Annotated in this window: 17 protein-coding genes; 3 read left to right on the top strand and 14 right to left on the bottom strand. The window is 71.5% G+C overall.

Going from position 1 to position 20,719, the window contains the following annotated elements:
- Window positions 1-118 precede the first annotated feature (118 nt).
- Window positions 119-1,552: an MFS transporter gene (locus OG707_RS11405; protein ID WP_329117099.1), complete on the top strand. Its 1,434-nt coding sequence runs from the start codon at window positions 119-121 to the stop codon at window positions 1,550-1,552.
- Between the two features lie 3 nt (window positions 1,553-1,555).
- Here the strand turns inward: OG707_RS11405 and OG707_RS11410 are convergent, their stop codons facing one another.
- The 7 genes from OG707_RS11410 to OG707_RS11440 all read right to left on the bottom strand — a co-directional run bounded on the left by OG707_RS11410 (window position 1,556) and on the right by OG707_RS11440 (window position 8,278).
- Window positions 1,556-1,912, bottom strand: a complete 357-nt coding sequence (locus tag OG707_RS11410) for an MmcQ/YjbR family DNA-binding protein (RefSeq protein WP_329117102.1) — start codon at window positions 1,910-1,912, stop codon at window positions 1,556-1,558.
- A 17-nt stretch (window positions 1,913-1,929) separates the two neighbouring features.
- On the bottom strand, window positions 1,930-3,225 hold the full coding sequence (locus OG707_RS11415; protein WP_329117104.1) for a hemolysin family protein: 1,296 nt from the start codon (window positions 3,223-3,225) through the stop codon (window positions 1,930-1,932).
- The gene (ybeY, locus tag OG707_RS11420; RefSeq protein ID WP_329117106.1) at window positions 3,222-3,719 is read right to left on the bottom strand and encodes an rRNA maturation RNase YbeY; all 498 of its coding nucleotides are present in this window, start codon (window positions 3,717-3,719) and stop codon (window positions 3,222-3,224) included. Before ybeY ends, OG707_RS11415 begins: the two co-directional genes overlap by 4 nt.
- Window positions 3,720-3,731: 12 nt before the next feature.
- Window positions 3,732-4,739 carry a PhoH family protein gene (locus OG707_RS11425; protein ID WP_329117108.1) on the bottom strand — a complete coding sequence of 336 codons (1,008 nt, stop codon included), beginning with the start codon at window positions 4,737-4,739 and terminating at the stop codon, window positions 3,732-3,734.
- 108 nt (window positions 4,740-4,847) lie between these two features.
- Window positions 4,848-5,951, bottom strand: a complete 1,104-nt coding sequence (locus tag OG707_RS11430) for a carbohydrate kinase family protein (protein ID WP_329117110.1) — start codon at window positions 5,949-5,951, stop codon at window positions 4,848-4,850.
- A 75-nt stretch (window positions 5,952-6,026) separates the two neighbouring features.
- Window positions 6,027-7,328 carry a glucarate dehydratase family protein gene (locus OG707_RS11435; protein WP_329117111.1) on the bottom strand — a complete coding sequence of 434 codons (1,302 nt, stop codon included), beginning with the start codon at window positions 7,326-7,328 and terminating at the stop codon, window positions 6,027-6,029.
- Entirely contained in the window at window positions 7,325-8,278 is a 954-nt protein-coding gene (locus tag OG707_RS11440; protein WP_329117112.1) for a 5-dehydro-4-deoxyglucarate dehydratase, read from the bottom strand. Before OG707_RS11440 ends, OG707_RS11435 begins: the two co-directional genes overlap by 4 nt.
- Window positions 8,279-8,350: 72 nt before the next feature.
- Here OG707_RS11440 and OG707_RS11445 point away from each other — a divergent pair, with 72 nt between their 5' ends.
- The gene (locus OG707_RS11445; protein WP_329117113.1) at window positions 8,351-9,127 is read left to right on the top strand and encodes an IclR family transcriptional regulator; all 777 of its coding nucleotides are present in this window, start codon (window positions 8,351-8,353) and stop codon (window positions 9,125-9,127) included.
- A 435-nt stretch (window positions 9,128-9,562) separates the two neighbouring features.
- Window positions 9,563-10,915, top strand: a complete 1,353-nt coding sequence (locus OG707_RS11450) for an MFS transporter (RefSeq protein ID WP_329117115.1) — start codon at window positions 9,563-9,565, stop codon at window positions 10,913-10,915.
- Here the strand turns inward: OG707_RS11450 and OG707_RS11455 are convergent.
- The 7 genes from OG707_RS11455 to OG707_RS11485 form a co-directional block, all read right to left on the bottom strand.
- Window positions 10,879-11,883, bottom strand: a complete 1,005-nt coding sequence (locus OG707_RS11455) for an adenosine deaminase (RefSeq protein ID WP_329117117.1) — start codon at window positions 11,881-11,883, stop codon at window positions 10,879-10,881. The genes OG707_RS11450 and OG707_RS11455 overlap by 37 nt on opposite strands.
- Before the next feature lie 14 nt (window positions 11,884-11,897).
- Window positions 11,898-12,806, bottom strand: a complete 909-nt coding sequence (locus tag OG707_RS11460; protein ID WP_329117119.1) for a ribonuclease Z — start codon at window positions 12,804-12,806, stop codon at window positions 11,898-11,900.
- A 5-nt stretch (window positions 12,807-12,811) separates the two neighbouring features.
- A complete protein-coding gene (locus tag OG707_RS11465) occupies window positions 12,812-13,171 on the bottom strand; it encodes a histidine triad nucleotide-binding protein (protein ID WP_329117121.1) in 360 nt (119 codons plus the stop codon).
- A gap of 42 nt (window positions 13,172-13,213) precedes the next feature.
- Window positions 13,214-14,041, bottom strand: coding sequence for a tetratricopeptide repeat protein (locus OG707_RS11470; protein WP_329117122.1), 828 nt, complete (start codon window positions 14,039-14,041; stop codon window positions 13,214-13,216).
- A gap of 104 nt (window positions 14,042-14,145) precedes the next feature.
- On the bottom strand, window positions 14,146-17,376 hold the full coding sequence (locus OG707_RS11475) for a S41 family peptidase (RefSeq protein ID WP_329117124.1): 3,231 nt from the start codon (window positions 17,374-17,376) through the stop codon (window positions 14,146-14,148).
- A gap of 10 nt (window positions 17,377-17,386) precedes the next feature.
- Entirely contained in the window at window positions 17,387-18,331 is a 945-nt protein-coding gene (locus tag OG707_RS11480) for an ATP-binding protein (protein WP_329117126.1), read from the bottom strand.
- An 80-nt stretch (window positions 18,332-18,411) separates the two neighbouring features.
- Window positions 18,412-20,694 carry an ATP-binding protein gene (locus OG707_RS11485; protein WP_329117128.1) on the bottom strand — a complete coding sequence of 761 codons (2,283 nt, stop codon included), beginning with the start codon at window positions 20,692-20,694 and terminating at the stop codon, window positions 18,412-18,414.
- Window positions 20,695-20,719 lie beyond the last annotated feature (25 nt).

Raw genomic sequence — 20,719 nt, forward strand, 5'->3', positions numbered from 1 at the left:
TGCGGTGTTCTGTACCGGGCTGGCCACGTCGACTCCCCCTGTGATGCTGGCTGGTGGTACGAACACCAGCATAAGTTGCCGCTCCCCACGCCCGTCCGGGAAGCCCGAGGGTGAGGTCATGGCGATCGACTCCGCACCCTCAACCACCACCCCACAGGCCCCCGCTCCGGAAGCACCGGCAGCCCCGGCGGCCCCAGAGCGGCTCTCCCCCCGGGCCAAGCTCATCCTCTTCGTCCTGTGCGCCGCCCAGTTCATGGTCGCGCTCGACTTCTCCGTACTGAACGTGGCGCTGCCCGTCCTGGGCAAGGACCTCGGCATGACCCAGTCAGGACTGCAGTGGGCGGTCACCGCCTTCGCCCTCCCGTCCGGCGGCTTCCTGTTGCTCTTCGGCCGGATCGCCGACCTCTTCGGCCGCCGCAAGCTCTTCCTGACGGGCCTCGCCGTCTTCGGCTCGGCGTCCCTGCTCGCCACCCTCGCCTGGAACCCCGAGGTCTTCCTCGCCGGGCGTGCGCTCCAGGGCCTCGGCGCGGCCGTGATCGTCCCCACCGGGATGTCCCTGCTGACCACCACCTTCCCCGAAGGCCCGCAGCGCGACCGGGCGCTGGGCATCAGCGGCACCCTGCTCTCGCTGGGCTTCACCGTCGGCATGGTGCTGGGCGGCGTACTGACCGACACGCTCGGCTGGCGCTCGACCATGGGTCTGCTCGGTGTGGCCTCGGCGGTCGTGCTGGCGTTCGCCCCCGGTCTGCTGACCGAGTCGCGCAACCCGGTCCGCCCCCGTCTGGACGTCCCCGGCGCGGTGACCGTCACCGGCGGCCTGCTCGCCCTGATCTACTCCCTGTCGACGGCCGCCCAGAACGGTTTCGGCCACACCGACGTCATCGCCACCCTGATCGCCGGAATCGCCCTGCTGACCGCCTTCGTGGTCGTCGAGTCGAGGGCGGAGGCCCCGCTGGTCTCGCTCCCGATGCTGAAGCGACGCACCGTGGCCTGGGGCAACTTCGGTGGTCTGATCACCTTCTCGATGATGTCGACGGTCGTCTTCGTCCTCACCCTCTACTTGCAGGAGGTCCTGAAGCTCTCGTCCTTCGAGACCGGCCTCGTCTTCGGAGTGCAGGGTGTGATGTCGGCCGTGGCCGGTACGTACGCGGCGAAGGTCATCGGCCGGTTCGGCGTCCGCCGCGTCCTGGTCGGATCGCTGCTCGGCCAGGGCCTGTTCGTCGGCGCCCTGCTGTTCATCGGCTCCTCGGCCGGCGCCCTGGTCGCGACGGTCGCTGTCTCGCTGGCCAGCATGTGCCACCTCGGCGCGATCATCTCGTACGGACTGACCGTCACCTCGGGGGTCCCCGACGAGGAGCAGGGGCTGGCGACCGGACTGGTCACCACCACCCAGCAGATCGGCCTCACCATCGGCATCCCGCTGCTGGGCGTGCTGGCCACCACGCAGGGCGACCTGTTCACCGGGGTGCGGACGGTGCTCGCCATCGACGCGGCGATCGTGGTGGCTGCGGCGGTCCTGGTGGCCGTGGGCCTCGGCCGCAGGAAGGCGTGAGCGTCAGGGCCGGTCGAGCCGCAGGCGCTCCGCCTTCGGCAGACCCGCCACCACCAGGTCGTACGAATCCTCGATGAGCTCCCGGACCATGCGGTCCGGGAGCTCTCCCACGGTCACGGTGTTCCAGTGGCGCTTGTTCATGTGCCAGCCGGGGATGATCGCCGGGTGCTCCTCGCGGAGCTGGATCGCGATCTCGGGCTCGCACTTGAGGTTGACGGTGAGCGGGTCGCCGTCGAGGTGGGAGAGCGCGAAGAGTTTGCCGAGGACCTTGAAGACGGAGGTCTCGGGCCCGAACGGGAACTCCTCGACGCTCGCGTTGAATTCCAGGCAGAACGCCCTGAGTTCCTGCGCGGTCTTCATGTCCCACTCCCCATGTCTCAGTCCCCTTCGGCCGGTTCCACCGGCCGGACCGGCTCTGCCAGTACGGTCACGATCTTGTTCCTGCGTCCGGCCGGGGACTCCGCGGTGAGCCGCAGCCGCCGACCGTCCGGGAGGTCGACCAGCGCCGTGGCGCCCGCGATGGGGACCCGGCCGAGTGCCTTCGCGAGGAGGCCGCCGACGGTCTCCACGTCCTCGTCGTCGTACTCGTCGATGCCGTACAGCTCACCGAGGTCGTCGATGTCCAGACGCGCGGTGACCCGGAACCGGTCTTCGCCGAGCTCCTCGACCTGCGCGGCCTCCTGGTCGTACTCGTCGGTGATCTCGCCGACGATCTCCTCCAGGATGTCCTCGATGGTGACGATGCCGGCCGTGCCGCCGTACTCGTCGATGACGACGGCGACGTGGTTGCGCTCCAGCTGCATCTCGCGCAGCAGATCGTCCGCGTTCTTGGTGTCGGGCACGAAGGTCGCGGGCCGCATCGCGGTCGAGACCAGGTCGGCCTCGGCCTCGCGGTTGATGTGGGTCTTGCGGGCCAGGTCCTTCAGATAGACGATCCCGACGATGTCGTCCTCGTTCTCACCGGTCACCGGGATCCGGGAGAAACCGGAGCGCAGGGCGAGGGTGAGTGCCTGGCGTACGGTCTTGTGCCGCTCGATGCAGACCAAGTCGGTGCGCGGGACCATGACTTCGCGCACCAGGGTGTCGCCGAGCTCGAAGACGGAGTGCACCATGCGGCGCTCGTCGTCCTCGATCAGCGACTCCGCCTCGGCCAGGTCGACCATGGCGCGCAGCTCGGCCTCGGAGGCGAACGGCCCCTTGCGGAAGCCCTTTCCGGGGGTGAGCGCGTTGCCGATGAGGATCAGCAGCTGCGGGATCGGCCCCATGATGCGGGCGAGCGGCAGCAGGACGTACGCGGCCGCGGTGGCGGTGTTGAGCGGGTGCTGGCGTCCGATGGTGCGCGGGGAGACGCCCACCGCGACGTAACTCACGAGGACCATCACCCCGATGGCGATGGCGAGGGCCTGCCAGGTGACGGTGAATTCGCGCAGGCAGACGTACGTGACGAGGGCGCCCGCCGCCATCTCGCAGGCGACGCGCACCAGCAGCGCCACATTGAGATAGCGGGTCGGGTCCTCGGCGATCTGGGCGAGCTTCGCGCTGCCGCGCCGCCCGGAGCGCGCGGCCTCGGCGGCCCGGAAGCTGGAGGTGCGGGCGATGCCCGTCTCCGCGCAGGCCGCGAGCCAGGCGACGACGACCAGTGCGACGGCGCCGACGATCAGCTGTGCGGTCATGAGACGGTCGGCGCGGGGGAAGGCCCGGTCATGCCCTTCTCCGACCGCCAGCCGTCGACGATCGCCGCCTGGAGGCCGAACATCTCGGCCTTCTCGTCGGGCTCCTCGTGGTCGTACCCGAGCAGGTGCAGCACCCCGTGGACGGTGAGCAGCTGGAGCTCCTCGTCCATGGTGTGCTCGGTGGGCGCGTCCTTGCCCTGCTGCTCGGCGACCTCGGGGCAGAGCACGATGTCGCCGAGGAGCCCCTGCGGGGGCTCCTCGTCGTCCTTGGCCGGCGGACGCAGTTCGTCCATCGGGAAGGACATGACATCAGTCGGACCTGGGAGGTCCATCCACTGGATGTGCAGCTGCTCCATGGCGTCGGCGTCCACGACGATCACCGAGAGTTCGGAGAGCGGGTGGATGCGCATCCGCGCGAGGGCGTAGCGGGCGATGTCGAGAATCGCCTGCTCGTCGACCTCGGTTCCGGACTCGTTGTTGACGTCGATCGACATGGTGCGTGTTCGCTACTTCCCGGTTTCGCTGGAGCTGTCGTACTTCTCGTACGCGTCGACGATACGGCCGACGAGCTTGTGCCGGACGACATCGTTGCTCGTGAGCCGCGAGAAGTGCACGTCCTCGATGCCGTCGAGGATCTTCTGCACCTGGCGCAGGCCGCTGGTCGTGCCGCCGGGCAGGTCGACCTGGGTGGCGTCACCGGTGACGACCATCTTCGAGTCGAAGCCGAGCCGCGTCAGGAACATCTTCATCTGCTCGGCGCTGGTGTTCTGCGCCTCGTCGAGGATGATGAACGACTTGTTGAGGCTGCGGCCGCGCATGAAGGCGAGCGGTGCGACCTCGATCGTGCCCGCCTCCATGAGACGCGGGATGGTGTCCGGGTCGAGCATGTCGTGCAGGGCGTCGTAGAGCGGCCGCAGATACGGGTCGATCTTCTCCGTGAGCGTGCCCGGCAGGAAGCCGAGGCGCTCGCCCGCCTCGACGGCGGGGCGGGTGAGGATGATCCGGTCGACCTGCTTGGCCTGCAGCGCCTGGACCGCCTTGGCCATGGCGAGGTACGTCTTGCCGGTACCGGCCGGGCCGATCCCGAACACGATCGTGTTCTGGTCGATCGCGTCGACGTACCGCTTCTGGTTGAGCGTCTTGGGGCGGATGGTGCGGCCGCGCGAGGTGAGGATGGGGTGCGTGAGCACCTCGGCCGGCGTCTCCGCCGACCCCCCGCCGTTGCCGTTCGCCCTCAGCATCGCGATCGAGCGTTCCACTGCGTCCTCCGTCATCGGCGCACCCGTACGGAGCACCAGCATCATCTCGTCGAACAGTCGCTGGATGACGGCGATGTCGGCCGGTTCCCCCGTGGCGCTGATCCGATTGCCCCGGACATGGATGTCGGCCGCCGGGAAGGCCTTCTCGATCACGCGCAGCAGCGAGTCGCCGGATCCCAGGAGCAGCACCATGGGGTGCGCGGCCGGGATGCTGATCTGGGCGCTTGCCTGCGGCTGTGTGGGTGTCTGGGTCATGGGCCGGGCCCTCGGGCCTGCACATACCTCCCATTACAGGGTTCTCGCTGCTCGACAACCTCTGGATTACCAAGCCTACGACCCACCACTGACATCACCGAGGGGTTTTCAGGAGGCCTTGAAACCAATAGTCGGTACCGCCCGGCGCAGCGGCCACGGCCGGGAGGCGGCGGGCAGCAGCTCCTCCAGGAAGGCGTAGCGCCGCAGCGCCGCCGGGTCCTGGTCGTCGTACGCGTTCACGTGCTGCCACCAGGCGGCCACTTCGACCCAGCCGGGCGCGGACAGCGACCCGCCGAACTCCTGCACGGAGAGGGCCGCGGTGAGCCCGGCGAACGCGAGGCGGTCGGCGAGCGGCCAGCCCGCGAGGGTGCCGGTGACAAAGCCCGCGACGAAGACGTCGCCGGCGCCCGTGGGGTCCATGGCCTCGACGGCGATGGCGGGGACCTCGGCGCTCTCCCCCGTGGATCCGTCCACGGCGTACGCACCGTCCGCGCCCAGCGTCACCACGGCGAGGGGCACCTTCTCGGCCAGGGCGTGGGCGGCGGCGCGCGGGCAGTCGGTGCGCGTGTAGCGCATCGCCTCCTCGGCGTTGGGCAGGAACGCCTCGCAGTGGCCGAGGTCTTCGAGCGCGGCCAGGTCCCAGCGCCCGGTCTCGTCCCAGCCGACGTCGGCGAAGACCCGGGTCCCGTGCCCGGCCGCGTGCGCCACCCAGTCCTCGCGCTTCCCGGGCCCGAGCGAGGCGATCGCGGCGCGGGCGAGCGGCGGGCAGCTGGGGACGGACCCTTCGGGGACGGGGGCCTCGTGGCCGTGCGACACCATCGTGCGCTCGCCCTCGTACGCCATGGAGACCGTGACCGGGGAGTGCCAGCCGGGGACGGTGCGCGATCTGCTCAGGTCGATGTGCTCGCCCTGCTCCAGGGCGTCCCAGCAGTACTCCCCGTAGTGGTCGTCGCCGAAGGCGGCGGAGAGGGACGTCCGCAGCCCGAGGCGGGCCAGCGCGGTCGCCATGTTGGCCACCCCGCCCGGGCTCGATCCCATGCCGCGCGCCCAGGATTCGGTGCCGCGGACGGGGGCGGAGTCGAGCCCGGTGAAGATGATGTCGAGGAACACGGTGCCGGTGAGATAGACGTCGCAGGCCGGATCCTCGGGGGCGCGCAGGGCGCCCAGGGGGTCGAGGGTGTTCTGGTGTTTGCGGTCGTCGTCGGTCGTCACCGTGGGCTCCCCGTACTCAGCTGCAGGTCACGCCAGTGTGCCGTACGCCTCTGACACACGGCGTGACCTCGCCCTTTACCAGCGGGGCAGCGCCGGGGTCTCCCAGTCCTCGTAGCCCTTCGCCTTGCGCATGGCGGCCGCGTCGTCGCGGTCGCGCATCGTGCCGTCGTCGTCCAGCCAGCGCTGGTGGAGACGGGCGAGGGTGTCGCGGTCGAGTTCGATGCCGAGGCCCGGGACGTCGGAGACCGTGAGGCGGCCCTCGGTGAACTCGTGGCGGGTCGTGATGACGTCGTCCGTCTGCCACGGGTAGTGGCTGTCGCAGGCGTAGTCGAGGTTGGGGACGGTCGCCGCGACGTGGGTCATCGCGGCGAGGCTGATGCCCATGTGGGTGTTGGAGTGCATGGACAGGCCGACGCCGAAGGTGCGGCAGATCGCGGCCAGTTCGCGCGTCGCGCGCAGTCCGCCCCAGTAGTGGTGGTCGGAGAGGACGACCTGGACGGCGTCGGTGAGGAACGCCTCGCGGATCTCGGGGATCGTCGTCACGCACATGTTGGTGGCGAGGGGGACGTCCGTGCCGGCCGACACCTTGGCCATGTTCGGGGTGCCGGGGGCGGGGTCCTCCAGGTATTCGAGTACGTCCGCGAGCTCGGCCGCGACCTCAAGGGAGGTCTCCGGCGTCCAGCCGCCGTTGGGGTCGAGGCGCAGGGGGTGGCCGGGGAACGCCTCGGCGAGCGCCTTGACCGCGGCGATCTCCTGGTCGGGCGGGAAAACGCCGCCCTTGAGCTTGAAGGAGGTGAAGCCGTAGTCGTCGACGAAGCGGCGGGCCTGGGCGACGATGCCCGCCGGGTCGACCGCCTCGCCCCAGGTGTCGGCCTCGCCCGCGCCGCCCGGGTGCTCGGCCCAGCGGTAGAAGAGATACGCGCTGTACTCGACGGTGTCGCGGATCTTGCCGCCGAGCAGCTCGTGCACGGGCACCCCGTACGCCTTGCCGAGCGCGTCCAGGCAGGCGACCTCGAAGCCCGAGATGATGGAAAGCCGCAGCTTGTCGGCGGTCTGGACGCCGCGCAGGCCGCCGACGTCGACCGCGTTGTCGACGCGTGCCTCGTCCACTCCGACCTGCTCGGCAAGGGTGTTGAGCCCGTTGAGGTCGGCGATCGAGTGGCCGACGAGGAGGTCCGCGTACGGGCGCGCCAGCTCCAGGTACTTGGAGTCCCCGTACGTCTCGCCGATCCCGGTGATCCCGTCCGCCGTGACGACCTCGATGACCAGCCGCGGGGTGTACGGCTGGTGCACGCCCTGGACGTTGAGCAGCGGCGGGTCGGAGATCAGGACGGGGGTGAGACGGACCTCGGTGATGGTCAGGTCGGCGGCGGTCATACGGCGGCTCCTACGAGGTCGAGTCCGGTGGCGAGCAGCTTCTCAAGTACGGCGAGGTCGTCGGCGCCGGGGTCGGTGAGCGGTGCGCGGACCCGCCCGACGCGCTCGCCGCGCAGGCGGGCGGCGGCCTTGACCAGGGACACGGCGTATCCGGGGACGCGGTCGCGGAGCTCGACGAGGGGGACGTAGAAGCCGCGGAGGAGCTCATCCACGCGCGCGTTGTCGCCGTCGCGCAGGGCGGCGAAGAAGGCGCCGGCGATCTCGGGGGCGAAGGCGTGGACGGCGGAGGAGTAGGCGGGGATGCCGACGGTGGCGTAGGCGCGGGCCTGGATCTCGGCGGTGGACGCCCCGTTGAAGAACAGGAAGCCCTCGGGGGCGGCGAGGGTGAGCCGCTGCAGCCGGTCGAGGTCGCTGTGCCCGTCCTTGAGGCCGACGACGCCGGGGATCGCGGCGATGCAGCGGAGGCTGTCGGCGGTGAAGGAGACCTGTCCGCGCTGGTACGCGATGAGGGGCAGCCGGGTGCGGGCGGCGATCTGTTCCAGCTGCGCGACGAGGCCGTCCTGCGGGGCGGAGACGAGGTAGTGCGGCAGGACGAGGGCGGCGTCGGCCCCGGCCTCCTCGGCGATACGGGCGAACCGGGCGGCCTGCGCCCAGCCGTAGCCGATGCCCGCGACGACGGGGACGCGCCCGTCGGTGACCTCGACGGTGGCGGTGACGACCGCGCGGTACTCGTCCTCGTCGAGCGAGAAGAACTCGCCGGTGCCGCAGGCGGGGAAGACGGCGCCGGGCCCCGCCGCCAACTGGCGCTCCAGGTAGGCCCGGTATCCGTCCAGGTCGAGCTCGCCGCCCGCGCCGAAGCTGGTGAGCGGGAAGGAGAGGACCCCGCGTCCCATCCCCTCCCGCAGCCGCTCCACCGTCTCTGTCTCCGTATGTAGATGCTGTCCACGCATAAGAATGGAGGGTAGGTATGTGGACGGGGATGGTCAAGGGGGTGCGTCGCCGGCTTACGTACGATGCACCCCATGCCAGAGACCGGAGGCGTACGCGAGGTGAAGTCGGCGGGCCGCACCGTCGAACTGCTCGAAGTGCTGGCCGCACGCGGCGACCGCCCCGCCCGCCTGCGCGAACTCGCGGAGGAGCTGGGCGTACCGCGCAGCTCCATGTACGCCCTCCTCCAGACCCTGATCGACCGCGGCTGGGTGCGGACGGACGCGACGGGTTCGCTGTACGGCATCGGCATCCGCGCCCTCCTCACGGGCACGAGCTACCTGGACACGGACCCCCGGGTGCGCGCCGCCCGCCCCCACCTGGACGAGGCGTCGACGGCGCTGGGCGAGACGGTGCACCTGGGCCGGATAGACCGGGACGACGTGGTGTACCTGGCGACGCGGGAGTCGCACGAATACGTCCGCACGATCAGCAGGGTGGGCCGACGGCTCCCGGCGCATGTGGGCGCGCTGGGGAAGGCGTTGCTGGCGGAACGGGACACGCTCCCCCAGGGCGACCTGGAGCGCTTCACCCCGAACACGCACGTGGACGGGGCGTCACTGGCGGCGGACCTTGAGCAGGTCCGCGAGCGCGGCTACTCGATCGACCGCGAGGAGGGCGTGACGGGGATCGTCGGCTTCGGTTTCGTACTGCGGTACGAGGTGCCGGCGGTGGACGCGATCAGCTGCTCGGTGCCGGTGGCACGGCTGACGGAAGCGCACGAGAAGGAGATCGTGACGGTGATGCGGGAGGCGCGGGCGCGGATCGAGGCGGCGGCGGTGCCGTTGCCGGGGGCCCCGGACTGGCGCTGAACCCCCGCCCTGAACCCCCGCCCTGGGGCTCCGCCCCAGACCCCGCTCCTCAATCGCCGGAGGGGCTGGATTTTGCTGCACTTGAATCGCACATGCAGCAAAATCCAGCCCGTCCGGCGATTGAGGACACGTGGCCGAAGGCCGCGTCCAGGGGGTCCGGGGGCAACGCCCCCGGTTTCGGGAAGGGGCGGGTTCGGGGACGCGCTCCGCGCAGCGGCGGCGCAGGCCACACCTGACCCGGACCAGCGCAAACACCCCCGCCTACCCGCCAAACCCCGCCACAAACCAACCGTGTTACAGATCACACAGCCACGGCTTTTCCGCAGCCCTCCCACTTGATACAAATTGGCCGCGAGCTCCTGACCCACGGGTCAGTCGAGTCGCACCCCTCCCCGCAGTACCCTCCTTTGCCGCGCCCTCATTCAGGAACAGCCCGTGCCTCCGCGCCCGCGCGCAGCCGCCACCCCCGTATGGCCGCTCGTCGCTCTCTTCACCGCCGGCTACCTCGCCGCGTACCTCCTCCCCACGACCGTGGCCCGCCTCGGCACGTCACTCCAACTCGGCGCCGCCCAGGCCGGATTGATGGGCAGCTCCCTCCTGCTCGCCTCCGCGACCGCCGGCTTCGTGCTCGCCTCCCGCGTGGAGCGCATCGGCCCCCACCGCCTGGCCCGCACCGGCCTGCTCCTGATGTTCGTCGGGTACGGAACCGCCGCGGCCACCGCCACCACCCCGCTCGTCCTGCTCGGCGCGGTCGTCGGCGGTTTCGGCTCCGGTACGGCAACGACCGTCGCCGCCTCCTCCATCGCCGCCCAGCGCGACCCCCACCGCGCCTCCGCCCTCGGCTTGCTCTCCGTCTCGGCCACCGCAGGCGCCCTCTACCTGACGATCCCCCACCTCGGCGGCGGCCACCGCACCCCGCTCCTCGCCCTGGCCGCGCTCGCGGTCTGCGCCTGGCCCGCGGCAGGCCGCATCCCCGCAGCGCCCGCCACCCACACGAGCCAGACCCCCCGCACCCCGCTCCCCTACCTCCGCGCCGGACTGGTCCTCGCCGGCGCCATCGCGCTCTGGTCGCTCGCCCAGAACTCCCTCTGGGGCGTCAGCAGCCGCATCGGTCTCGACCAGGCGGGCCTCTCCGAGGTCACCGTCGGCGCCGTCTTCGCAGCCGGCCTCGGCGCGGGCCTCCTCGGGGTGACGGCCGCGACCGCGCTCGGCGCGCGCCTCGGCCGCGCGCTCCCGATCGGCGCGGGCACGGCCGTCATCGCCGTGTGCATCGCGACGGCCGCCTCCGCCGACGGCCTGACGTCCTTCGCGACGGGCGAGATCGCCTGGAACGCGATCTACCCGGTGGTCCTCTCGTACCTCATCGGACTGGCCGCATCCCTGGACCCGCGCGGCCGTTGGGCGGTCCTCGTCGGCTCCGCGTCCTCGCTCGGCACGGCGTGCGGCCCGGTCACGGGGTCGACGCTCGCCGCGCACACGGGTTTCCCCGCGATGGGCCAGATCCTCTGCGTACTGCTCCTGCTCCTCGCCGTCCCCATGACGGCGGTCGCCCTGCACACCGCGGGCCGCCCGCTGGTCCCCGGCGCGGTGCGACGCAGGGGCGGTGCCCCGGCGGCGCTGCTCTCGGCGACCGCGGGCGCGACGCCCGGTACGGTCCCGCAGTTGGGCGCCCCCGAGCAGCCGGTGGCCGAGATCGAGGTCGCCGCACTGCCGCCCCGGCCGCTCAGGATCCGTACGACAACCAAGCGGACTCAGCCGAAGTCGTACGCCTCGACCTCGGCCAAGTAGCGCGCCCGCAGCTCTTCGTCGTCGTCCAGGAAGCTGGCCAGGAAGGAGTTCCTGGCCAGCTCGCGCAGCTGCTCGTCGCCGACGTCGAGCGCGGTGCGCACCGCGTCGAAGGTGTCGCCCGCGTAGCCCCCGAAGTACGCGGGGTCGTCCGAGTTGAGGGTGCACATCAGCCCGGCTTCGATCATCTTGGGCAGCGGGTGCTCCTCCAGGACGTCGATGGTCCGCAGCCGTACGTTGGACAGCGGGCACAGCGTCAGCGGAATCCGCCCGAGCACCAGCCGCTCGATGAGCTCCGGGTCCTCCATGCAGCGCAACCCGTGGTCGATGCGCTCGACGCCGAGGACATCGAGGGCCTCCCAGATGTACGACGGGTCGCCCTCCTCGCCCGCGTGCGCGACGCGCCGCAGCCCGAGCGCGGACGCCTCGTCGTACACGTCGGCGAACTTCGACGCCGGGTTGCCGACCTCCGCCGAGTCCAGCCCGACCGCGACGATCTTGTCCAGGTACGGGACGGCCGAGTGCAGCGTCTCCATCGCGGACTCGACCGGCTGGTCGCGCAGGAAGCAGAGGATGAGCCGGGTCGAGACCCCGTGCCGCTCCTGGCTGCGGTCAAGCGCCCGCGAGAGACCCTCGACGACCGTACCGATCTCGACTCCGCGCGCGGTGTGCGCCTGCGGGTCGAAGAAGATCTCCGCGTGGCGGACGCCCTGGGCGGCGGCCCGGGCGAGATAGGCGTCGGCGAGCTCCTCGAAGTCCTGCTCGGTCCGCAGCACGGCCATCAGCGCGTAGTACAGATCCAGGAACGACTGGAGGTCGTCGAAGGCGTACGCGCGCCGCAGCTCGTCGGCGGTCGCGTACGGCAGCTCGACGCCATTGCGTGCGGCGAGCGCGAAGGCCAGCTCGGGCTCCAGGGTGCCCTCGATGTGCAGGTGCAGTTCGGCCTTGGGGAGGGGTGCGGGGTTCGGCATCCCGAAAGCGTAGGTCAGAGGCGCTTGGGAAGCGGAATCCTGTCGAGGTCGCGGGCGACGGTCAGCTCGCCCTCGTACCCGGCCGCCCTGGCCTCCCGCTCGAACTCCTCCGGGTCGGAGTAGCGCTGCGAGAAGTGCGTCAGTACGAGATGCCGCACACCCGCGTCCCTGGCCACCGCCGCCGCCTGCCCGGCGGTGAGGTGACCGTGGTCCTCGGCCAGCCGCACGTCCGCGTCGAGGAACGTCGACTCGATGACGAGGAGATCGCACCCCTCAGCCAGTGCCAGCACCCCGTCACACATCCGCGTATCCATCACGAAGGCGAACCGCTGCCCGCGCCGCACCTCGCTGACCTGCTCCAGCGTCACGTCACCGACCGCGCCCTCGCGCTGCAGCACCCCGACGTCCGGACCCTTGATCCCGGCCTCGGCGAGCTTCTCGACGAGCATGCGCCGCCCGTCGGGCTCGACGATCCGGTAGCCGTACGACTCGACGGGATGCGAGAGCCGCCGCGCTTCGAGCCGGTACGAGGAGGTCTCCGCCAGCACCGCGCCGTCGCCGTCCACGGGGACCTCCGCGATGGCGACGGACTCGCGGTAGGCCGTCGAGTACCGCAGCCGCTCGAAGAAGTGGCGGCCGCTCGCCGGGTAGTGCGCGGTGACCGGATGCGGAACCTGATCGAGGTTGATCCGCTGGATCACGCCCGCGACCCCCAGCGAGTGGTCGCCGTGGAAGTGCGTGACGCAGAGCCGGTCGATGTCGTGCGCGGCGACGCCCGCGTGCAGCATCTGCCGCTGGGTGCCCTCGCCGGGATCGAAGAGGAAGCCCTCGCTGTCCCAGCGCAGGAAGTACCCGTTGTGGTTGCGGTGGCGGGTCGGGACCTGGCTCGCGGTCCCGAGCACGACCAGCTCTCGTGCGGACAACGCGCTTATCCGGGCGGCCAGTTGAGCCCGCGACCGCCCAGCACATGGGCGTGCGCGTGGAAGACGGTCTGTCCTGCGCCCGCGCCGGTGTTGAAGACGATGCGGTACCCGCTCTCGTCGACCTTCTCGTCCGCGGCGACCTGTCCGGCCTCGCGGAGGACGTCGGCAGCGATCTGCGGTTCGGCGGCGGCGAGGGACGCGGCGTCCGCGTAGTGCACCTTGGGGATCACCAGGACGTGCGTCGGCGCCTGCGGGTTGATGTCGCGGAAGGCGACGGTGGTCTCGCTCTCCCGCACGACGGTCGCCGGGATGTCCCCCGAGACGATCTTGCAGAACAGGCAGTCGGTCTGCGGCTCTCCCGCCATGACTCGCCCTCCTCGGTCGCTGGTGATCAGTTGTCCGGCAGCCTACCGGCCGGACTGCCCGAGGTGCTGTCTGAGCCAGTCGTATCCGCGCCTGTCGTAGGGGTCGTTGAGGTCGACGAAGACGACGTGCTGACCGCCGTCGCGGGTGAAGATGTCGAGGTGGCCGCTGGAGTACGCGGGCTCCCCGCCCGCCCACTCGGCGTCTTCGATGTCGGACAGCACGAAGGTCCGCCGGCCGATCTGGATCGTACGGGGAGGCACGCTGTTCTGCGGATCGAGGTCGTGCAGCAGCTCACGGGCGTGCGCCGCCGTCCGCTCGTCGCCGCTCTCGATGGCCCGCAGATAGACCGCACGGCCCGCCGCGAGCCGGCCGCGGTCGACCTCGACGAGGCGCCGGTGGGCGCGCCAGGCGGTGTCGCCGAGGAACGGGGGCGCCATGGCCCGCAGGAACAGGCCACAAGCCTCGTCCAGGCGCCCCTGGTTGGCTGCCAGATTGGCGAGGTTCAGCAGGGCCTTGCGCCCGTGCTCGGGGTGCCCGCTGGCGATGGCCTGCTCGTAGAGCTCACGGGCGCGGGTCAGCTCCCCGCCGCGCTGCACGAAGATCGCGAAGTTGAACAGGGACTGCGGGCCGTGCTCGGGATGTCCCGTGGCAATGGCCTGCTCGAACGCGGCGCGCGCCTCGTCGCTCCGCCCGGCGGAGGCTTCGAGCACGGCGAGATTGGCGAGCGCCTTGGCCCGGATGTCGGGGTCCCCACCGGCAACAGCCCGCAGAAACGCCTCCCGGGCGTCATCGACCCGCCCCTCGGCCCGGGCCCGTGCCCCCTGGTCGAACGCGGCACGGGCCGCCGCGTGCTCGAAGCCACCCGTCACGGCGTGAACCCCGAAGTGACGCGCATGCCCTGCACGTTGGTCCCCATGCGCCCAATTCGAGTGCACCGAGGGACAGTTGCGCAAGGCTGCGTGCCGAAGGGCTCCTACAGCCCCGGCAGCTCCGGTAGCTCCGGCGGCGTCTTCGCCGGGTTCGACTCCAGTTCCGCCAGCGCGATCCTGATCGCCTCGTCGAGCTGGGGGTCGCGGCCCGCCGCGTGGTCCTGCGGGGTCATGACCACCTCCACGTCCGGGTCCACGCCGTAGTTCTCGACGCCCCAGCCCTGGCCCTCCAGCCAGAAGGAGTACTTGGGCTGGGTGATCAGCGTCCCGTCGACCAGACGGTAGCGGCTGTCGATGCCGATCACGCCGCCCCACGTACGGGTGCCGACCACCGGGCCGATGCCCAGCGCCTTGATCGCGGCGTTCACGATGTCGCCGTCCGAGCCCGAGAACTCGTTGGCGACCGCCACCACCGGGCCGCGCGGGGCGTCCGCCGGGTAGCTGAAGGGCTGCATGCCGCGGGGCAGGTCCCAGCCGACGATGCGGCGGGCCAGCTTCTCCACCACCAGCTGCGACGTGTGGCCGCCGCGGTTCTCCCGTACGTCCACCACCAGCCCCTCGCGGGCGACTTCGACCCGAAGGTCGCGGTGGAGCTGTGCCCAGCCGGAGCCGACCATGTCGGGTACGTGGAGGTAGCCGAGGCGGCCGCCGGAGTGTTCGTGGACGTACGCGCGGCGGTCCGCGACCCAGTCGTGGTAGCGCAGCGCCTCCTCGTCCGCCGTCGGTACGACCACCACGTGGCGCACCTCGCCGCCGCCGGCCGGGGCGATCGTGAGCTCGACCGGCTTGCCCGCGGATCCCGTGAGGAGCGGTCCCGGGCCCGTCACCGTGTCCACCGCGCGGCCGTCCACGGCGAGGATCGCGTCCCCGGGGTGGACCGCCACCCCCGGTGCGGTCAGCGGGGAGTGGGCGTGCGGGTCGGAGGTCTCCGTGGGGAGGATGCGGTCGATGCGCCAACTGCCGTCGTCCGTACGGGAGATGTCCGCCCCGAGCAGGCCCTGGCGGGTGGCGTCGGAGCCCCAGCCGCCCATCGGGGTGACGTAGGCGTGCGAGGTGCCCAGTTCGCCGTGCACCTCCCACAGGAGGTCGGTGAGGTCGTTGTGGGTGGCGACGCGGGCGAGGACGGGGCGGTACCGGTCGAGGACCCCGGACCAGTCGACGCCGCCCATGTCGGGGCGCCAGAAATTGTCGCGCATGATGCGGCCGGTCTCGTCGTACATCTGGCGCCATTCGGCGGCCGGGTCGAGGGTGTGCCGCACCCGGGACACGTCGACGGTGATGTTGCTGTCGCTGTCGTCGTCCTTGGACGCCTGGTGGTCCGACGGTACGACCCTGAGCTTGCCGTCGCCGCTGAGCACCACCCGCTTGCCGTCGCCGCTGACCGCGAACCGGTCGACGTCGGAGTCGAGTTCCTCGACGCGCAGTTGGGCCAGGTCGTAGCGCTCCAGCGTGGTGGTGGGGCCGGGGTCGTCGGGGGTGGCTCGGGTGGTGCCGAGGACTCCGCGCAGCGGGTGGCGCAGCCAGAGCACTCCGTCCTTGGCGGCGCGCAGGGTGGAGTAGCGGGCGGCCTCGACGGGGAAGGGGATGATCCGGCCCGCGAGTCCGTCCAGGTCGATGCGGGTGACGGGGGCGGCGTTCTCCTCCGTACCGCCCTCCGCGTCGTCGCCCTTCTTCTCCTTGTCCGCCTCGAACGGGCGGCCGTGGCGCTGCGGCCCGAAGGGCGACGGCGTCGTCGCGGCGAGCGTGATGAGGTGCGGGCGGCAGCTCACGGCGAAGGACATGTCGAAGACGTGCGCGTCGTAGACCGGGTCGAAGGCCCGCTCCGAGAGGAAGGCGAGATGCAGTCCGTCGAGGGTGAAGGCGGGCTGATAGTCCTTGAAACGGAGGGGAGTTGCCTCGGTGACGGTCAGGTTCGCGGTGTCCGCGAGACGGAGCTGACGCAGGTCGCCGGGCCCGGAGTGCGACCAGGCGAGCCAGCCGGAGTCGGGCGAGAAGACGAGGCCGCTCGCGTCGCCGTTGTCGCTGCGGTCCACCTCCCGTACGTCGCCCGACGTACGGTCCACGAGCAGCACACGCCCGTCGTGCGAGGCGACCGCGACCCGCCCGCCGTCGGGGGCCACGGCCAGGCCCAGTACGCGGCCGAGCTGCCCGCCCGCCACCCTGCGCGGTGTCGCGCCGGGGGCGGCGCCCGTCGCCGGGGCGAATTCGAGGGCGTCCTCGCCGTCCGCGTCCGTCACCCAGACCACCTGCTCGTCGCCGTCCACCCGGAAGGTGTGCGGCAGCCTGGCCCGTACGCCGGGCTCGGCGGCCAGCGCGCGCGAGGGGCCCTCGCGGTGGGTCAGCCAGTGGACGGTGCCGCGCACCAGGACCGCGCTGCCGCGTCCGGTGTGGTCGGGCGAGGCGACGACCTGGTGGTGTCCTGCGTGCAGGGGGTGCGGCTGGAGGTCGGCGCGCTGGCCGCCGAGGCGGATCTCGATGCGGCGCGGCCCGGTGCCTGCGGAGAGGTCGTCGAGGAGCCAGAGTTCACCGGCGGACGCGTACACGACGCGGGTGCCGTCGGTGGTGGCGTGACGGGCGTAGAAGCCGTCCACCGGTGTGTGGCGGCGGAGGTCCGAGCCGTCGGGCAGCGAGGAGTAGACCGCGCCGACCCCCTCGTGGTCGGAGAGGAAGGCGATCCGGTCGCCGACCCACATCGCGCACTCGATGTTCCCGTCGAGTCCGGAGTGGATGCGCGCGAAGGAGTCGCCCTCGCCGATCCACAGCTTGCCCGCCGTGCCGCCGCGGTACCGCTTCCAGGCCGCCGCCTCGCGCCCCATGGTCGCCGAGAGGAGCAGCACGCGCCCGTCCGGGCCGTGTGCGAGTCCCCCAACGGGTCCGTAGGGAAGGGTGGTTGCGGGTCCGCCGTCCAGCGGGATCGCCCGCGCCCAGCTGCGGCGCAGCGAGGCCTGTCCGTACGTACTGATCGCGAGGACCTCGCCGCCGGAGGTCCAGCCGCGGACCGACGTCCGGTGGTCCCCCCAGTAGGTGAGCCGCCGGGAGGGCCCTCCGTCGACCGGCGCAACGTGCACCTCGGGCGCCCCGTCGCGCGTCGACGTCCAGGCGACGGTCGCCCCGTCGGGGGATATCCGCGGCTGGGTGACCGGCCTGTTGTCGGCGCTGACACGCCAGGCGCGGCCGCCGTCGAGCGGCGCGACCCAGACGTCGTCCTCGGCGGTGAAGGCGATCAACTCGCCCTGGACATGCGGATACCGGAGATAGGCCGTCTGCGTCGTCACGCCGATCACATTAGTCGCCGAGCCCCGCCAGCCGCAGCTGTCCGTACTCGCGGTGGGCGAGCGGCAGCCGGTACGCGGGCCCGCTCTTCGCCGTCCCGTCCTGCGGGATGACCACCGACGACCGCACCAGCGCGGCGAATTCGGCGCCGCTCGCGAAGACGGTACGTACCTGCTCCTCCGTGAAGGTGCCCTCGAAGGCGGAGATGCGCGCCCACAGCAGCCGCTCCGCCCTGCTGCACAGCTCGTGGCTCCAGTCGATGGCCCGCAGCAGACTCCGGTGGCGGGGCGGGTCCTTGGGGCCGTCGGTGAGGACGGTGAAGCGGCCCCCGGGGACGGCGAGGCTCGCGTACAGCCGCTGGGCGGGCATCAGGCGCAGGCTGCGCGCGGCGAGCAGGATGGAGAGCGGGTCGCCGTCGAGGCGCTGGGCGATGAGCCGGCCCCAGTAGTTGGGCAGGTCGACGCCCTGCGTCGCGGCCTTCTCGGTGAGCATTCCCACGGTCTGCTCGGGCGGCAACGGCCGCAGGGCGAGGGACTGTTCGCCCGGTACGCCCAGCGCCTTGCGGCTGGTGGTCAGTATCTGCAGCTGGGGGCAGTGGTCGTGCAGTCTGCCGACGAGATACGCACACCCCGTCAGCACGTGCTCGCAGGTCTCGAGGACGAGCAACCCGCGCCGTCGCGACAGGAGTTGGAGCACCGCGTACACCGGATCGGCGCCCTGCTCGGGCGAGGTGTGAAGTGCGGCGGCGACGGCGTGCGGCACCAGGGCGGCGTCCTGGCAGGCCGACAGGTCGGCGCGGAAGACGGGCAGGTCGATGGACTCGGCGATCCGTGCGGCGAGGTGGGACTTGCCGACACCCGCGGGTCCGGTGAGGGTGACCAGCCGGGTCGACGAGAGCCGGTCGAGGAGTGCGGAGAGCGGCGGATTCTGCTGCGGCCTTGACTGTGCTGGCGACATGGAGACAGCGTGGCGGGCGGGGGGCCGGGTGCGCGCGGGTGCGGGCCATAGATCCGTACACCTAAAACCCCAGGTGGGGCCTACCTAGGTACGTCCGCTCCCACTTCACCTACGAGCGCCGCGATCTCCCCGCGCGAGCCGAAGCCGAGCTTGGCGAGGATGTGCTCGACGTGCGCGTCCGCGGTGCGCTTCGAGATGACGAGCCGCTCGGCGATCAGCCGGTTGGAGAGGCCTTCGTGCACGAGGAGCGCCACTTCGCGCTCGCGGCGGGTGAGGGCCTCCAGGGCGCCGACGGGCGCGGTACGGACGGCCGGCGGCTCCCCGAGGGCGAAGGCCACCGCACGGTCCCGGCCCAGCACCTCCCCCTCGGCGTGCAACCGCTCGAACTCCCGCTCCCCCAGCGCCTCTACGAGATGCGCCTTGGCCGCGTCATGGACAGCCACCAGCACCGGGTCTCCCAGCATCAACGGCGAGAGACCCCGGTGCACGTCGACGGATGCGCCCATCAGCAGGGCCGCGTCGGCGTACCGCTCCTCGAAGCGGGCCACCCATGCCAGCGCCTCCAGGGCGTGACCGCCGCCGAACAGTTCGGGCAGTTCCATGTAGAGCCGCAGTGCCTCACGGCCTTCGCGCAGGGCACCGGGGAAGTCGCCGGTGAAGATCCGCACCATGCACAGGGCGAGCGTGCTGTGGGCGTTGGCCCAGTTCTCGCCCTGCGGCGCCAGTTCCAGGGAGCGCAGCAACTCCCCCACGGCGGCGGCCGCGTCGCCGGCCCGTGCCAGGTGCATGGCGGCGTTGCGGTGCGCGTAGGCGAGGGCGAAGCCGTCGTCGTACGCCTCGGCGAGCGGCAGGAGTTCGTTGTGGGCAGCCAGAAACTCCTCGGCGTGGCCCAGATGCAGTTCGGTCGTTGCCAGATACGCCAGGGTCCGCATCCGGATCCTGCCGTCGCCGGTACGCCGGGAGATCTCCAGCGCCTGATAGAAGTCGGGCAGCGCCAGGTGCATGGGCCCGTTGTTGGCGAGGCACTGGGCCCGCTGGAAGTGCAGGGTGGCACTGTCCGCCTCCGTGCCGGCACCCGCGGCCAGGGCCCGGTCGGCCCAGCGCACGCCCTCCACCAGTCGGCTTCTCCCGATCCACAGACCCGTCAGTGCTGCCGCCAGGGCCACCCCGGCCGCCTCTTCCCCGGGGGCGGAGAGGGAGAACTCCATCGCCGTACGGAAGTTGTCGATCTCCCGGTCGAGACGGCGCGTCCACTGCAGCTGGCCCGGCCCGTACCAGGCCTCGTCGGCGGAGCGCGCGAGGTGCAGGAAGTGGTCACGGTGGCGGCACGCGGAGGGCAGCGTGCCGCCGGGAGCTGCCGCGAGCCGCTCCACTCCGTACTCGCGGATCGTGTCGAGCATCCGGTAGCGGTCGTCCCCGTCGCCGTCTTCCCGGATCACGATGGATTTGTCGACGAGACCGATGAGGTCGTCGACGATGCCGTACTCCTCGAACTCGCCCTCGGAGCAGACCTGTTCGGCCGCCTCCAGGTCGAAGCCGCCCGCGAAGACGGACAGCCGGGCCCACAGCGTCTGCTCCTCGGGGGTGCAGAGGTCGTGGCTCCAGTCGATGGCGGTACGGAGCGTCTGGTGCCGGGGGTGCGAGGAGCGGCCGCCGCCCAGTGTCCGGAAGCGGTCCTCCAGGCGGCGCAGCACCTGCTCCAGCGGGAGCGCCCGCAGTCGTACGGCGGCCAGCTCCAGGGCGAGGGGAATCCCGTCGAGGCGCGCGCAGAGGGTGGCGATCTGGTCCGCGTTGCTCTCGGTCAGCGCGAAGCCGGGGCGGGCGGCGGCGGCCCGGTCGATGAACAGCCGTACCGCTTCGGCCTGTTCGAGGGGCGCCACCGTCAGCGTGTGCTCGGCGGGAACGTCGAGCGCCTGCCGGCTGGTCAGCAGCAATCGCAGCCCCGGACACGAGCTCAGCAGAATCTCGGCGAACAGCGCGCACGCGTCGACCAGATGCTCACAGGTGTCCAGCACCAGCAGCGACTGCTCCTCGCGCAGGAACTCCACCACCATGTCGAGCGGACTGCGCCCAGCCGCCTCGGGCAGCCCGAAGGCCGAACCGACCGCATAGGGAAGCAACTCCCCGTCACGCACCCCGGCGAGCTCGACCAGGCGCACACCGTCACGGAGTTGGCGGCCCACCGAGCCGGCGGCCCGTACGGCGATCCGGGACTTGCCCACTCCGCCGGGTCCCAGCAGGGTGACCATCCGCGCACTGCCGAAGAGCGCACAGACGTCGTCGATCTCCCGCTCCCGGCCGATGAAACTCGTCATCTCGCTGGGGAGTTCACCGCGCTGCCAGGCCCAGACGGATTCCGCCATACGAGCATCGTAGGGTCTCGGAGCC

Origin of the sequence: Streptomyces sp. NBC_01465 (genome assembly GCF_036227325.1) — a bacterium.
Taxonomy (GTDB): Bacteria; Actinomycetota; Actinomycetes; order Streptomycetales; family Streptomycetaceae; genus Streptomyces.

Bases quoted from the DNA above. Each gene is read 5' to 3' on its own strand.
- OG707_RS11405 (WP_329117099.1), top strand. From the start codon at position 119: ATGGCGATCGACTCCGCACCCTCAACCACCACCCCACAGGCCCCCGCT.
- OG707_RS11410 (WP_329117102.1), bottom strand. From the start codon at position 1,912: ATGAAGACCGCGCAGGAACTCAGGGCGTTCTGCCTGGAATTCAACGCG.
- OG707_RS11415 (WP_329117104.1), bottom strand. From the start codon at position 3,225: ATGACCGCACAGCTGATCGTCGGCGCCGTCGCACTGGTCGTCGTCGCC.
- ybeY (WP_329117106.1), bottom strand. From the start codon at position 3,719: ATGTCGATCGACGTCAACAACGAGTCCGGAACCGAGGTCGACGAGCAG.
- OG707_RS11425 (WP_329117108.1), bottom strand. From the start codon at position 4,739: ATGACCCAGACACCCACACAGCCGCAGGCAAGCGCCCAGATCAGCATC.
- OG707_RS11435 (WP_329117111.1), bottom strand. From the start codon at position 7,328: ATGACCGCCGCCGACCTGACCATCACCGAGGTCCGTCTCACCCCCGTC.
- OG707_RS11440 (WP_329117112.1), bottom strand. From the start codon at position 8,278: ATGCGTGGACAGCATCTACATACGGAGACAGAGACGGTGGAGCGGCTG.
- OG707_RS11445 (WP_329117113.1), top strand. From the start codon at position 8,351: ATGCCAGAGACCGGAGGCGTACGCGAGGTGAAGTCGGCGGGCCGCACC.
- OG707_RS11455 (WP_329117117.1), bottom strand. From the start codon at position 11,883: ATGCCGAACCCCGCACCCCTCCCCAAGGCCGAACTGCACCTGCACATC.
- OG707_RS11465 (WP_329117121.1), bottom strand. From the start codon at position 13,171: ATGGCGGGAGAGCCGCAGACCGACTGCCTGTTCTGCAAGATCGTCTCG.
- OG707_RS11480 (WP_329117126.1), bottom strand. From the start codon at position 18,331: ATGTCGCCAGCACAGTCAAGGCCGCAGCAGAATCCGCCGCTCTCCGCA.
- OG707_RS11485 (WP_329117128.1), bottom strand. From the start codon at position 20,694: ATGGCGGAATCCGTCTGGGCCTGGCAGCGCGGTGAACTCCCCAGCGAG.